This is a genomic window from Planctomycetota bacterium, assembly GCA_035384565.1.
GTDB lineage: Bacteria > Planctomycetota > PUPC01 > DSUN01 > DSUN01 > DAOOIT01.
In genome coordinates this window covers 1-13,983 of record DAOOIT010000062.1, presented here as the reverse complement: position 1 = coordinate 13,983, position 13,983 = coordinate 1, and the positions used below count along the sequence as shown (strand labels likewise).

10 protein-coding genes and 2 tRNA genes are annotated in these 13,983 nt (G+C 69.8%); 4 read left to right on the top strand and 8 right to left on the bottom strand.

Translation table 11 applies throughout. From position 1 onward, the window contains the following. Positions 1 to 241 precede the first annotated feature (241 nt). Positions 242 to 2,170 (bottom strand): preprotein translocase subunit SecA, encoded by a 1,929-nt coding sequence (locus PLE19_18910; protein ID HPD17022.1) that lies wholly within the window; start codon positions 2,168 to 2,170, stop codon positions 242 to 244. A gap of 151 nt (positions 2,171 to 2,321) precedes the next feature. Here PLE19_18910 and PLE19_18905 point away from each other — a divergent pair, with 151 nt between their 5' ends. Both PLE19_18905 and PLE19_18900 read left to right on the top strand, forming a co-directional pair. Further along, entirely contained in the window at positions 2,322 to 2,666 is a 345-nt protein-coding gene (locus PLE19_18905) for a DUF3467 domain-containing protein (GenBank protein ID HPD17021.1), read from the top strand. A 63-nt stretch (positions 2,667 to 2,729) separates the two neighbouring features. Further along, positions 2,730 to 2,806, top strand: a tRNA-Arg gene (locus tag PLE19_18900). A 267-nt stretch (positions 2,807 to 3,073) separates the two neighbouring features. Here PLE19_18900 and PLE19_18895 read toward each other — a convergent pair. From PLE19_18895 to PLE19_18865, 7 genes are all read right to left on the bottom strand, one after another. Beyond that, the gene (locus PLE19_18895; protein ID HPD17020.1) at positions 3,074 to 6,202 is read right to left on the bottom strand and encodes a DUF6288 domain-containing protein; all 3,129 of its coding nucleotides are present in this window, start codon (positions 6,200 to 6,202) and stop codon (positions 3,074 to 3,076) included. Between the two features lie 290 nt (positions 6,203 to 6,492). Then, on the bottom strand, positions 6,493 to 6,867 hold the full coding sequence (locus PLE19_18890; protein HPD17019.1) for a class II SORL domain-containing protein: 375 nt from the start codon (positions 6,865 to 6,867) through the stop codon (positions 6,493 to 6,495). Between the two features lie 63 nt (positions 6,868 to 6,930). Next, the gene (locus tag PLE19_18885) at positions 6,931 to 7,125 is read right to left on the bottom strand and encodes a ferredoxin (GenBank protein HPD17018.1); all 195 of its coding nucleotides are present in this window, start codon (positions 7,123 to 7,125) and stop codon (positions 6,931 to 6,933) included. 52 nt (positions 7,126 to 7,177) lie between these two features. Beyond that, positions 7,178 to 7,402 (bottom strand): hypothetical protein, encoded by a 225-nt coding sequence (locus PLE19_18880; GenBank protein ID HPD17017.1) that lies wholly within the window; start codon positions 7,400 to 7,402, stop codon positions 7,178 to 7,180. Next, positions 7,399 to 7,851, bottom strand: coding sequence for a response regulator (locus PLE19_18875; protein ID HPD17016.1), 453 nt, complete (start codon positions 7,849 to 7,851; stop codon positions 7,399 to 7,401). The genes PLE19_18880 and PLE19_18875 overlap by 4 nt, the downstream gene beginning before the upstream one ends. Before the next feature lie 583 nt (positions 7,852 to 8,434). Next, a complete protein-coding gene (locus PLE19_18870) occupies positions 8,435 to 9,115 on the bottom strand; it encodes a response regulator transcription factor (GenBank protein ID HPD17015.1) in 681 nt (226 codons plus the stop codon). Next, positions 9,112 to 12,015: a PAS domain S-box protein gene (locus tag PLE19_18865; protein ID HPD17014.1), complete on the bottom strand. Its 2,904-nt coding sequence runs from the start codon at positions 12,013 to 12,015 to the stop codon at positions 9,112 to 9,114. Before PLE19_18865 ends, PLE19_18870 begins: the two co-directional genes overlap by 4 nt. 213 nt (positions 12,016 to 12,228) lie before the next feature. On the opposite strand from PLE19_18865, the gene PLE19_18860 reads away from it, so the two are divergent. Next, a complete protein-coding gene (locus tag PLE19_18860; protein ID HPD17013.1) occupies positions 12,229 to 13,521 on the top strand; it encodes a Gfo/Idh/MocA family oxidoreductase in 1,293 nt (430 codons plus the stop codon). A gap of 205 nt (positions 13,522 to 13,726) precedes the next feature. Continuing rightward, a tRNA-His gene (locus tag PLE19_18855) sits at positions 13,727 to 13,803 on the top strand. Positions 13,804 to 13,983 lie beyond the last annotated feature (180 nt).

Below are 13,983 nucleotides of genomic sequence, written 5' to 3'. Positions count from 1 at the left end.
TTGGGGCCTCCGGCGCGTGAGCGCGGGTTCTGTGGCACGAGTCAGCAAGTATCGTGCTACGCTGGCCTTACGTCGGGGGGACGCGTCAGCCCGGAGGCCCGAAGGTATCAGGAGCCCAATGAAGTTGCCGGAACGCCGTACAGGCGATTCTACGCGGTTTTTCGGCGTGAAGCCATAAGCCTTTGCAGATTATACACTTATCAGTGTCATATAATGATAAATCAGCCCTGCCTGGGCGGCGTCAGGCGTGCGGGCTCACGCCGAACAGGTCGTGCACGTCGTCGAGCCACTTGTCGCGGTCCATGAGCGCCACGCGGGCCATCAGGTGGTCGTGCTCGACGCGCGCCTGCGCGAACGAGAACAGCCAGCGGAGGACGAACGAGCGGGAGCCGCGCCCGCGGCGGCGCCGCGTGAGCCGCCGCAGCCAGAGCGTCAGCCGTCGGTAGCGGCGGCGCACGAGGTCGTCGTCGAGGGCAACCATGAACTGGTACGAGCCGGGGTCGCCCTGGCGGCCGGCGCGCCCGCCGAGCTGGCGGTCAATGCGGCTGGCGTCGTGGCGCTCGGTGCCCAGCACGTGCAGGCCGCCCAGCTCGGCCACGCCGGGGCCCAGCACGATGTCGGTGCCGCGGCCGGCCATGTTCGTGCAGATCGTCACCTGGCCGCGCTGGCCGGCCTGGGCCACGATGGCGGCCTCCTCGGCGTGCTTCTTGGCGTTGAGCACGGAGTGCGCGATGCCCAGCCGCTCGAGGGCGCGGCTGAGCTCCTCGCTCTTGTCCACGCTGCGCGTGCCCACGAGCACGGGGCGGCCCCGGGCGTGGAGCTCCTGGATGCGCGCGAGGACGCCGCGCAGGCGCTCGTGGCGCGAGCGGAACACGACGTCGGGCATCACGATGCGGCGGAGCGGGCGGTTCGTGGGCACGCGGGCCACGCGCAGGCCGTAGACGCGGCGGAACTCGCGGCGGGCGTCTATGGCGGTGCCGGTCATGCCGGCCAGCTTCCTGTAGAGGCGGAAGTAGCGCTGGTAGGTCACGGTGGCGAGGGTGTGCGTCTCGTCGGTGATGGGCAGCCCCTCCTTGGCCTGGATGGCCTGGTGGAGGCCGAGCTGCCAGTTGCGGTCGGGCAGCACGCGCCCGGTGAACTCGTCCACGATCACCACCTTGTCGTCCTGGAGCAGGTACTCGCGGTCGCGCGTGAAGAGGCGGTGGGCGCGGATGGCCTGCTCGATGAGCACGTGGACGGGGCGGTCGGCCGGCGGCGCGGCGCCGAGGAGGCCGACGAGGTCGCGCACCCGCTGGCGGCCCGTCTGAGTCAGCTCCACCTTCTGCTCCTTGAGGGCGAAGGTGAAGTCCTCGAGCGGGCGCATCCGGCGCGCCACCTCGTCGGCCCAACGATAGGCGGCGGCGAAGGGGCTGGGCTGGCCCGCCGCGTCCGACAGGATCAGCGGCACCCGGGCCTCGTCGATCAGCACGCTGTCCACCTCGTCCACGATGGCATAGGCGTGGCCGCGCTGGGCGTAGCCCAGGGTGCGGGCCAGGTCGCCGTGCTCGATGTCCCACCGCCGCAACACGTCGCCCAGGCCACGCGCCACGGCGCGGCGGCGCACCTGGTCGCGCAGGAAGTCGAAGCCGAACTCCTTGTTGGTGCCATAGGTGATGTCGCAGGCGTAGGCGGCGCGGCGTTGCTCCTGCGACAGGCCGGTCTGGATGCAGCCGACGGTGAAGCCCAGGCCCTCGTAGACGGGGGCCATCCAGTCGCGGTCGCGGCTGGCCAGGTAGTCGTTCACCGTCACCACGTGCACGCCTTTGCCTGGGATGGCGTTGAGCGCGGCGGGGAGCGTGGCCACCAGGGTCTTGCCCTCGCCGGTCTGCATCTCCACCACACGGCCGCGGTGGAGCAGCCAGCCGCCGACGATCTGCACGTCGAAGTGCCGCAGGCCGATGGTGCGGCGGGCGCACTCGCGCACGGCGGCGAAGACCTCGGGCAGCAGCGCCTCGAGCGAGGCCCCGGTGCGGAACCTGGCCCGCCAGGCGCGCGCCAGGCCGCGCAGCTCGTCCGGGCTCAGCGCGCGCAGGCGCGCCTCGTGCTCGGCCACGCGCCGCACCACTCGGCGGTAGCGCCGAGGCACGCGCGCCCGCGCGCCCGCGCGCTCGTCGGCATCCGTCCCCATCATGGCTCCAGGTCTCCCCTGGGCATTCTCCACGCCTGGGGCGCGGCTGTCAAGCAGGCCGACGCGGGGTTTGACTCTCGGGCCGCGCCCTGTTACGATACTCTGTTGTGGAGGACACGATTCACGGCCCTCGACGCCCGAAGGAGGCTCCAGCATGCCGGAGGCGAAGCCCAACACGGCTGGCGGCGAAACCCAGCAGACCCCGGGAGGCACGACTCTGCACATCCGTGGCCAGGACGTCAAGACCTCCTACGCCAACATGTGCCTGCTCCTCAGCACGCGCGAGGAGATGATCCTGGACTTCGGGCTCACGCTGGTGGGCGGCGCCGCCGAGCAGCGCGAGGCCAACATGACGGTGAGCAACCGGATCATCATGGGCGTGCCGGCCGCGAAGCGTCTGGCCATCGCCCTGTCGCAGGCCATCCAATGCTACGAGAACGCGTTCGGCGTCATCGAGTTGGAGCCTCGGCCCGTTGCGCCCCAGAAGCCGGCCCGCTAGCCGACATTTCGCTTCGGCTCCACGAAGCCGAAGCGGCCCGGCGGCCCGAACCGCCGGGCCTGTGCGCCCGTAGCTCAATTGGACAGAGTGGAGGCCTTCGAAGCCTACGGTTGGGGGTTCGAGTCCCTCCGGGCGCGCCAGGGTGGAAAGCCAGGGCAGCTCGACGACTTGCGTCGCCGATGCCACGGTTCTTGATGGTCCAGGATAGGCTTGCCCCGCCGCGACTCGCGGTACGAAGGGGGGCCTGCCCATCATGCTCCTGGCATCTGTTGCGCCGACGCCGGCCACGCCGCCGGCGTGGGTTCTTGCATGGATTCTTGTATTGCATGCCCCGTCGGGGGCCGCCCCCGCGCAGCAGAGGACCGGTCGCGCGCCCGCGACGAACCGATGCGCGGCATGGAAGGGCGCTACTTGAGGTCCGACATTTTCAGGCCTTCGATGAACAGGTCCATCTGCCCCACAGGCTCGTGCGTCTTGCCTTCATACTCGACGTTGGCATAGGCGGCCAGCACGTTGGTGCCCTTCTTCAGATGCCGGATCTGGCCTGCGTCCAGCACGATGGGGCGGTAGTGCGGCTGGTCCTTCCACCAGATGTAAGTCTCGATCTTGTGGCCGTTCAGGTACACGTCGAAGCCCTGCCGCGCCAGGATGCTCAGGCGGTACGAGTCGCAGTCCACCGCGTCCAGTTCGAACGTGGTCCGCATCACGAGGAACTCGCCGCTGCCCCAATCGGAGTTGTTCTTGAACGACGTCTGGCCCCTCTTGAAGACGCCGACGCCGATGGGCGCGCGGCCCTTCGGCCACCGGCTGTCGTCGTAGTCGGCCTTGAACCAGCCCTCCAGTTCCTTGGGCAGTTGGATGTTGCGGAAGCGCTTCTTCTCGCGCGGATGCATCTTGTCTTTCTCGGCCTGCGGGTCGAACGAGGTGAAGCGCCAGACGCGCTCCTCGGGCCTGGGGGTGCCTACGGGGCGCCAGCCGGCGATGGGCTTGCGGAGCTTCGCCAGGTCAATGATTGTGTCCACGAGGGGCTGGTCCTTGCTGGCGTCTTCGGCAACCATGCGCCGGATGAGCTCAGGGCGATACACGTTGAACAGAACGTCGGTGAGCTCTTCGCGCAGTTGGGCAGGGAGCTTGTCGAGCACGGTGTAGAGGCCGTAGGGCTTGCCCTCGGGATTCGAGTTCGGCGCCGCCACGAACCGGATGAGATCGCCCGTGGCGAGCAGGTCGAAGCGCTGCTGGAACATGCGTGCGAGGGTGACGGCGAGCGTCGGGTCGTTCTGGAGGCACACGTTGGCCGCTTGGGCGACGTTATAGGCGCCTTCGGGCGACCGGATGCCGGGTTTGATCTCGCTCGTCTGGACGGCGTCGCGGAGCCCCGCCACGATCCGCTTGCCCGCCGGGCTCGTCTCCTTCTTGGCCTTCAGGACGCCCTCCAGGTGGCTGAGCATCCGCGCGCGCGGCTGGGTGTGGTACTCGTCGGCCAGCACCTTTAGCAGGGTCGGTACGGTCTCCAGGTAAAGAGCGTCGTCCTTCTCGAGCCCCGAGAGGGCCATGAAGGAGGACTCGCGGAGCCACCAGTCCGAGTGCTTGGTCCAGGGCAGGATGAGCGGCTTGAGCGCCTCGATCTCCTTCGCGGGGGCGAACTTCAGCGCCAGCAGCGCGCCGTCCACGACCCACCATGATTCCTGGTGGTCGGAGAGCATCTTCCTGATGGCCTCGAGCATCGCTGGGGAGAACTGCTCGGCGGAGATGGGGTTTCGGCCGTAGACGAACCAGTAGTTGTAGTCGGTCAGGCCGTCGAGCCCGGCGCGGCGCACGCGCGGGTCGGGGTCGCGCAGGAGCTTCTCGAGCTCGCCGAGCGCGCCTACCGCGCGGAGCGCCTTGGCCGCCTGCGTGCGGATCATGTAGTTCCTGTGATAGGCGTTCTTGAGCATCACCTCGCGGGGCACCTTCTCGAGGTCCGTCTGGGGCCGGTGGTATGCGCTCCCGAGCGCCCAGAAGGGAATGTGGGTGGGCTCATCGGGCCCGTAGTTGTAGTACTTGGGGTTGTGGTCAATCGAGAGGAAGGCCCGGTCGGCCTTCGTGCCCCAGAGGTGCGCGGGCAGCGTGTAGTCCTTCGAGTGCTTCGTGCGGGGCGCGCCGGTGATGCGCAGCGTTCTCAGGGGCGCCGTGTAGGACAGGCCGATGCCGGGGCCGGACGAGCCGATGACCCCGTTCTCCCACGCGAGCGTCGCGATGCCGATGCTCCCGCCCGGCTCGCGGCTCAGGTCGTGCCACCAGGTGAGGCGGTCCATGGCTTCGCGATACTGCGCGGGGCGGTCGCGCAGCATGTAGGACGTGACGATGCTGCGCCAGATGCCGTCGCCGCGGCCGTCGTCGCCGTGCCCCATCACGAGCACGGGGTAGCTGGTGAGCATGGACATGGCGAGATACTGGCGGGCCTCCTCGTAGATGGCGACATCGCCCTGCGAGCCCGCGGCGATCTGCATGGCGGCGGCGATCATGCCGTCCTTGCCGTTGGAGCCCAGGCCGCCCTCGCCGCGGTGATCGCCGTAGGGCACGGTGCCGCGGCCGGCGAAGCGCCAGAAGAAGCGCAGCGCGCCGAGCAGCGTCTCGTCGTCCACGTTCACGCCGCACTCCTTGCCCAGGAGCAGCGTGGTCAGGAGCTGGGCGCCGGCCGGATTCATCAGGCCGCCGGCGACATAGCCGGGGCTCACGCCCATGCCCCAGTGCACCCAGCCGCAACCCCACTTCTGGCGGCGCTTCGCGTCGTCGCAATAGTACTGCAAGATCGGCAGCACCGCCTTGTCGCCCGTGCGCAGGTAGTACTCGCCGCACGCGATGCCATTGTAGCCGTTGTTCCAGGTGTGGTCGCCGATCCTCGCCACGTCCTTCGGGAAACCGGCGAAGTACGCCTGGACGGCGGGCAGGTACTTGTCGTCGCCGGTCGAGAGCAGGAACAGGCAGGCCAGCGCCGCCGGGATGCCGCGCTCGTCGTACCTGGCTCCAAACTTGCTGCGGTCGGCGTAGAACTCCGCCGCCTGCTCGACGATCTTCTTCGACTTGGCGCACGCGAGCGGCCAGGTCTTGCTGTAGGGGCCCAGCACGGGGATACGAACGGTTTCCTTCCTCTGCGACTTGCCATCGGCGGAGGCGACGTCGAAGATCATCCGGCCATCGGTCGCCTCGGCTCGCGTGAGCGCGTCGCCCAGCGCGACGAAGGGGTTCAGGCCCTTCAGCGCGACGCCGTTGATCCCCGTGATGACTTCGCCCTTCTTGAACTTGCCGTCGGCAGGCGAGCCGGGCACGGTGCTCTCGACCTTGACGATCACGCCCGGGTAGATTCGCGCCATCACCCCTGTCACGCCGACATAGCCGAAGGGCACCTCGCGGCTGGGGTTCGGGCGTGAGCTGTAGATCGGCTCGGTGGAGTAGTACTCGTCGCCCTCTGCGGCACGGGCCCACGCGCACAGGCAGGCCGCGCCGAATATGGTCCACGGAACGAACCCCGGCCGCACCATGCGTTTCGTTTGCACCATGCACTCCTCGACAGGAATCTCTGCTCGGCGGCATACACTCACGGATGCCTGCGAGGGGGCCCATGCGGCCCCGGCCCCGCGAGCACGCAGGCCCGCGGCCGCGCCCCCATCGGGCAGCGTCTTGCCCGTCACGCCGGGATCATATCACTGGCCGACTTCGGTTTCAAGAATGCGTGCGGACGCGGACAGCCTCCTCCCGGCGGTCGAGCCCGGACCCATGGGGCGCGCCTCGCCTCCGTTGCGCAGGCGCCGGCGATCTCGCTCCCCGGGGATTCCCGGCCAGGCTTCTAGCGGACAGCGATCGGCTTGGACGCCGTCCACACGCCGTGGAGGTTGCAGCGCTCGAAGGCGCGCAGCGGGCCGAGGTCCTTGGGCAGGGCCACACACACCCGCATGATGGGGCAGGTCTGCTTGGCAGTGAAGTCCATCCGCGCCAGGTAGACGTGGCCGGCGTACAGCTCGATGAACTCGATGAAATGGGCCAGCTCGTTGGGGTGGGCGAGCAGCTTGCCCACCTCCACGATCACCTCGAAGCACTCCCCAGACTTCACGGCGTCTGGCGCCGTGATGACGGGCACGTGCTTCTTCTCCAGGTCGGTCAGCGCCTCCAGGTTGGCGGGCGCATTCACCTGGGCGAACAAATCCAGCTTCTCTTCTGCCATCGAAGGGGCCTCCTTTGCGCAAGCGCGGGCAGGAACGGCAGGGTCCGTGGCCCTCCCGCGCGGCTATTCCTGGATGGAGATCGCGCTGACCGGGCACTCCTCGGCGGCCTGGCGGCACTTCGGCTCGAGCTCCGGCGGAACCACGTCCACCTTGACCCGGGCGACCTCTGCATCATCGGGCAGTTCGAAGACTTCGGGGCACACTTCGGGGCAGGTGCCGCACGCGGTGCACAGGCCCTCGTCAATCACGGCTCTCATTGTCGGCCTCCTTTCGCATGCCCCCGGAGGGCTTCCGCAGGCCACCGGCCGCTCAATAGTCGAACACCGTGCGGTGGGCAGCGCCGTCCACTGCGCACCACTCCCTCGGCAGCGAGACGTGATGGGCGGGCTTGTCGGGCGAGGCGTTGTGCCGCCGGCGGCATTTCTTACAGATGCGGTGGCAGCGGTCCGTCCACATCTGCCTGCCACAACTGAGGCACGGGAGCCATTTCATGGCCCGGTCCAGCCGGTGTGCCGACAGCGCGCTGGGGCTCATACAGCGTCTCCTCCAAGATGGGGCGTCTCGCAGTGGGAAGAGGGCACAAGCGGCCACGGGCTCTTCGAGGGGGCGACGTTGGGCCGGGTCATCCGACGCGAGTCCAGCACCCTGCGGACCGCCTGCTTCAGTGGGGCGAGGTCGGATTGCTTCAGCACGTAGGCGTCGGCGACCCACGCCATGAGGTTGCCCCGGTAGCCCTCGTAGGCCGTGTGGATCACCACAGGCAGTTCGTGGTTGAGGGCCAGCAGCTTGCCCAGCAGCTCGATGCCGTCCATGCCGGGCAGCCCGATGTCGAGGACCACCAGGTCGGGTGCCGAGGCCTTCATCCGTTCGAGGGCCTCGTGGCCGCTGGAGGCCGAGAAGGTGAAATGGCCGTCGCTGGCCAGTTCCTCCTCGAGAAGGAGGCGTTGGTACCGGTCGTCTTCGATGATCAGGATACTGGCCATCCCGATTCTCCCGCCCCATCCCACGCCTGGTGCGTCACGCACAAGTCTCCCGCGCGGTCCGCGATGGGACAGGGTACTCCACCCCCGGTGCAGGCACGGTCGGCAGTTCCCCGCCGCTCGAGGCGGCCCACTGGCGGAGAGCCGCCCATGTCATCACCCAGCGCGCGGCGGCGCCGCAGTCGTCATACGGGCAGTCCACAGGCGCCGCCGCAAGCAGCCCTGCGCGGCCCTGGGCGATCCGCGCGGGAGTCCGAGCCTGGAACGCCCGCTGACAACACGGACACCAGAACCACTCGTCCATCGCTTGCCCCCAGCGCCCTCATGAGGCGATCAGGTCTCGGACCATCTTCACACAGGTTACGCCTCGGAGGCAGGGGCCACAATCCGACGGAACACTGCTTCTGGAGTCCGCAGAGATGCTGGAAGTGCTGTAGGGAGAATGCCCTACAGCCAAGGCGGGCGTTGGGCGTGCCTCTGGGCGGAGGCCGGCACCGGCCACATGCCGCGTTCCCGTTCCGGCCGCGATGCGGGGCCCGCGCGCCCCCGTTCTCCCGGGTCGGTTCCGGGCAGGGGCCCGCGGCGGTCAGCAGCCGCCCCGCTCTCTCACCCACTCGATGGCATAGCGTCGGAGCTCGGTGGCGGACTCGAGGCGGAGCTTGTCCCTGACGCGGGCGCGATGGGTCTCGACGGTCTTGGGGCTGATGTGAAGTCGCTCGGCGATCTGGGTGGGCCCCAGGCCCTCGCCGAGGAGGGCGAGGATCTGGAGTTCGCGGTCGCTGAGGGCCGCGACGGGCAGGGCGGCCTCGGCGCGGCCTGCCACGCGCCGCACGAGCCGCGCGGTCATCTTCTCGCTCAGGTAGACCTCGCCCTGGAGCACGCTGCGAAGGGCCTGCACGACGACCGGCAGGCGCTCCTCCTTCATCACGTAGCCGCTGGCGCCGGCCCGCAGGGCGCGCTCGGCATAGACCGTCTCGTCGTGCATCGAGAGCACCAGGATATCCATCTTGGGCTGCCGGGTCTTGAGGTCGCGCACGAGGTCCAGGCCGTCGGCGCCGCCGAGCGAGATGTCCACAACGGCGAGCCGGGGCTCGTGCTCGGCCGCCGCGGCCAGCGCGTCGTGCGGGTTGTCGGCCTCGGCGCACACCACCATGTCGGCCTGCCGGCCGATGAGCGTGGCCAGCCCCTCGCGGATCACGGGATGGTCGTCCACGACCAACACCGAGGCCTTGGCTGGCGCAGGTTGGTTGTCGTCTCTCTTGGTCACGGGGCCATCTCCTCTCCCCTGGCCTTCGGCTGGCCCACGGCTGAGCAGCGGATCAGCGTGCCGCCGCCGGGGGGCGCCAGGGCCTCGAACCGCCCTCCGAGGTTCTCGGCCCGGTACTGCATGATGTGGAGGCCCAGCCCCTTGCGGCTCAGGGCGTCGCGGGGCAGGCCTACGCCGTCGTCGGCGATCTCGAGGCAGAGGCCCTCCGCATCCTGGCGCAGCCGGAGCGTGATGCGCTGGGCCTGGGCGTGTTTGAGGGCGTTCGTCACCGCCTCCTGGGCGATGCGGTAGAGGTGGATGGCGGCGCGCTCGTCGGCCGCCGCCACGCCTTCGTCGCACTCGAGCACGCAGGCCACGCCGCGGCGCGTCCGCACCCCTTCGGCCAGCTCGGCCAGGGCGGCCGCCAGCCCTCCGGCGACCAGGCGCACAGGATACAGGCCGTGCGAGAGGTCGCGCACGCGCGCGATCGATTCGCCGAGCTGCTTGCGCACAGTCAAGACATCGGACGCCTCGGGCAGCGAGCGGCTGGCCAGCGAGTCCTCCAACAGGTCCACCAGGTACGCCACCCCGGTGAGCTGCTGCCCCAGGGTGTCGTGCAGTTCCTGGCCCACGCGGCGGCGCTCCTCCTCGCTGATGGCGAGAACCTCCTCTTCGAGGGAGAACCGGTGGAGCGCTTCGCCGATGAGCAGGGCGCGCGACTCGAGGAATTCGATGTCCTCCTGCGAAAGCATGCCCGGCCGCTCATCGGCCAGGTGAATGGCCCCGAGCGAGCGGCCGCGGTAGCGGATCGGCACGACCGCCAGTGTGCGGAAGCCCACGCGCACGCACACGCCGCGGTAGCGCGGCAGGTCCGTCGGCGCCAGCCCCGCGACGAACGAGGGGGTGTCCGCACACGCGAACGAGCCGCCGGGGGTGAGCGCCGGCTCGTCCTGCGGCTCGGGCGCGTTGGTGGCCACGCGCACGCAGACGCAGGCGGTGTTTGCCGCGTTCAGCTCCATCTCCCGTCTCAGGAAGTCGGCGCTGAAGCCCACCTGGGCCTCGTAGGGCAGGCCGCCGTCCTCGCGCAGCACGCGGATGCCCACGCAGCGGCACCCGCTCCAGTCGTGCAGCAGGGCCACGGAGGCCTCCAGGTAATCGCGTCGCGCGGTCTTCTCGGCGAAGAGCCGCAGGAGCCGGGCCGTGACCTCGGCGCGCGCGGCCGCACGCTCGGTGGCGGCCTTCTCCGCCTCGAGCTGGCGCACGGTCTCGGCCAGCTCGGCGGTGCGTTGCCATACCCGCAGCTCCATCTGGTCGCGGGCGTGCCGTAGCTCCTCCTCCATGGCCTTGCGCGCCGTGATGTCCTGCGTGATCCCGAAGCCGCCGCGGAGCGCTCCGTCGGGGTCGAACTCGAGGTAGGCCTTCTCGCGGACCCACTTCACCGTGCTGCCCACGACGATGCGATGCTCCAGGTCATAGGGCTCGCCGCGAAGCGCGGCCTGCCAGCGCTCGTCCACGTACGCCCGGTCGTCGGGGTGCACTGTGCTCAGAAACGTTTCGTAGGTGAGCGGCGTGCCCTTGGGCAAGCCGAAGATGCGCCAGCTCTCCTCGGACCACAGGAGCACGTTGTTCTGAACATCGAGCCGCCAGCTCCCCGTGTGGGCCACGGCCTGCGCGCGGTCCATGTCGTCCTGGCTCTGGAGAAGAGCCTGCCGGGTGCGCACGCGCTCGGTGACGTCCTCGGCCATCGCAAGGTGGCCCACCACGCGCCCCTGGGCGTCGCGGATCGGGGTGTTGGTCCAGCGGCAGAGGATCGTGCGCCCGTCCTTGGTCACGTTCTCGTTCACATTCCGGGCCTCGGCCTCCCCGGCCGCCACCCGGCGGAGGACGTCCCGAACGTGGTCGCGTGTCTGAGGGGGGACGATGAGGTCGCACGGGTGTTTGCCCAGGGCCTCGCTGGCCGAATAGCCGAAGAGCTGTTCCGCCGCAGGGTTCCAGCCGGTGAAGCGGCCCTCGCTGTCGTGCAGAATGCAGGCGATTGGCATATGCTCCACCTGGGAGCGCAGCCGCTCCTCGCTCGCGCGCAGGGCGGCCTCGGCCCGCGCGCGCGCGGTGATGTCGAGGGCGTAGAGGTTGACATAGGCTTCGCGGCGCGGCCGGATGGCGGCGAACCAGTAGACGCGGCCGTCGCCATCGGCCACTTCCTGCTCGACGACGCTCTCCCCGCGCAGGGCCTCGGCGGCCAGCGCGCGCAGGGCGGGGGGCACCGGCTCGTCCTCGGTCGCGCCCAGACGCGGCAGGAGGGCGCGCGCCCTGGCGTTGGCATAGAGCAGCTCAGCGCCCGACGCCGCCACCCGCAACACGGGGTTCGGGTTCTCCTCGGGGAACTGGGCGAACCAGCGGCTGGCCTCCTCGGCCCGCCGGCGCTCCGCGATGCTCTCGACGGCCGCGAGAATCTCGAAGGAGCCGCGTCTCCTGCCCTCGACGCGGCGGCCGGCGAGGCTGACGGGCACTACGGGCGCCTGCGCGGGAGCCAGCGCGAGCTCGACGCGGGCCTCTCCGCGCGCGCGCAACCGCTGGAGCCAGCGCCGCGCCTTCGGGCGGTCGTCCCTGGCCACCCAGTCGAACAGCGGGCGTTGGAGGGCCGCCGCGCGCTCGACCCCCAGGAGCCGGGCCGCCAGGGGGTTGACGGCCTGGATGAGGCCCTCGCCGTCGAGCGTGACGTAGCCCACGGGCGCCGCGTCGTAGAGCGCGGCGCAGCGCCCGCGCCAGCGCTCCAGCTCGCGCAGGGCGGCGCGCATCGTCGCCGGTTCCCGCTCATCGGCCGCGGCGGCGAGCGGCTCGCGCAAGGCCGGGACCTTGCCCTCCAGGTCAGCTCGGGAGGGCCGACGGGCAGCGGGCCTGGACTTCCCTGTTCGCTTCATCCGCTGGGTCCAACCTGGCGATCGTATGGCCGGCCACGCGCCATTCTAATACACGGCACGGAACCCATCAAGCCCTTCCTTCCCCGCGGCTGCCAACGGTTCCCAACCCCGGCGGCCGCGCGCGGCTTGACAAGCGCGAGCCATCACGCTACGTTTGGAGTGTCGCGGCAGCGTCCGGCCCAGGGCCGACCGGGATACAGAAAGGAGCCTGCCATGTCACAAACGCCGGGCATCCTCCGCCGGCAGTTCCTCCGGCGCGCACTCATCGCCCTCGGGGCCGCCCCAGCCGCGCCGCATATCGTGGCATCGGCGGCGCTGGGCAAGGACGGCCAGGTGGCCCCCAGCGACAGAATCATCCTGGGCGCCATGGGCATCGGCGGACGCGGCTCCTACGACTTCGGCTGCATGCTCCGCGAGCCCGACGTGCGCTGCGTGGCCGTGTGCGACGTGCAGCGCGAGCGCCGCGAGCGCGCCAAGAAGATGGTGGACGCGCGGAACGGCGACGACCAGTGCGCCGCCTACGTGGACTTCCGCGAGATGTTCGCCCGCCCCGACATTGACGCGGTGCTGATCGCCACGGGCTGCAACTGGCACGGCTTCGGGGCCATCCTGGCCGCCAGAGCGGGCAAGGACGCCTACGCCGAAAAGCCCACTACGAAGACCATCGCGGAGAGCCTGGAGCTGGCTGCGACCTTCCAGCGCACCGCCCGCGTCTTCCAGGGCGGCATGCAGCGCCGCAGCGTCGCCCATTTCATGTACGCCATGAACATCATCCACAGCGGCAAGCTGGGCAAGCTCCACACCCTCTACGCCCACCCCGGCGGCATGACCGTGGGCATGAGCGGCTGGGCGCCCGCCGAGCCCGAGCCATCCAAGGAAGAGGTGGACTGGGACCTCTACCTCGGCACGGCGGCCTGGCGGCCGTTCAACCGTGGGCTCCTGCGTTCGGGCTGGTCCTGCTTCGAGGAGGGCGGCGGCCTCGTGGGCGCAGGCATCCTCCCGTGGGGCTCGCACTGCGTGGACCTCTGCCAGTGGGCGAAGCAGAGCGACGACACGGTGCCCGTCGAATACCACCCGCCCCAAGGCGACCAGACGACCGCCGTCTACGCCGACGGCGTGAAGCTGATCGTGCGCAACGGCGGCTGGATGCCCAACGTCGGCTCGTGTCCCATGCGGGCCGAGGGCGACAAAGGCTGGGTCGAGGTAGGCGACAGCGGCGAGATCAACGTCAGCAACCCCGAATGGCTCGCCGCCCGCGGCCAGAAGACCGGCGGCTACCCCGCCGACAGCCACATTCGCGACTTCTTCGACTGCGTGAAGTCCCGCGGCCTGCCGCGGGCCAACCACTTCGTCACCTGCAACTCGCACATTGCCTGCCACGCCGTCAACATCGCGCTGCTTCTGAAGCGCAAGCTCACCTACGACCCGAAGAAGCACGAGTTCATCGGCGACGAGCAGGCCAATCGCCTCCGCTCCGAGGCCCTGCGCGAGCCCTGGAGAAGGTGAGCCGCGTCCCGCGGCAGCGAGCTGGCGGGGAACGGCACGTCAGAGCGAGAGTTGCATCACGGCCCCTGGCCGCGCAGAAGAGAAGCCCGCCACGGCTTGCCAAGACGGCACCGTCGTGCTATAATCATTGGCTGATTGGCTTGGCCTGATAGGACCGGCGAGAAGCTATGGCCGGGTTCGGATGGCTTGGCCAGGATGTGCCGCGGTGGGTGTAGCTCAGTTGGTTAGAGCGTCAGACTGTGGCTCTGAAGGCCGAGGGTTCGAATCCCTTCACCCACCCCAGCCGCCTTTCCCGCCCAGCACAATGCTCCCAGAGCCTTCCAAGACCTCAAGCTAGCAGCTCCTCGGCGCACACCGAGGAGCTGCCGATTGCTTGAGCACGCCTGCGAGCGAGCCGTCAGGCGGCACGGCGCCGGCGGCGCGAGAGCGCCAAGGCCCCCAGCCCCAGCAACGCCAGCGTGC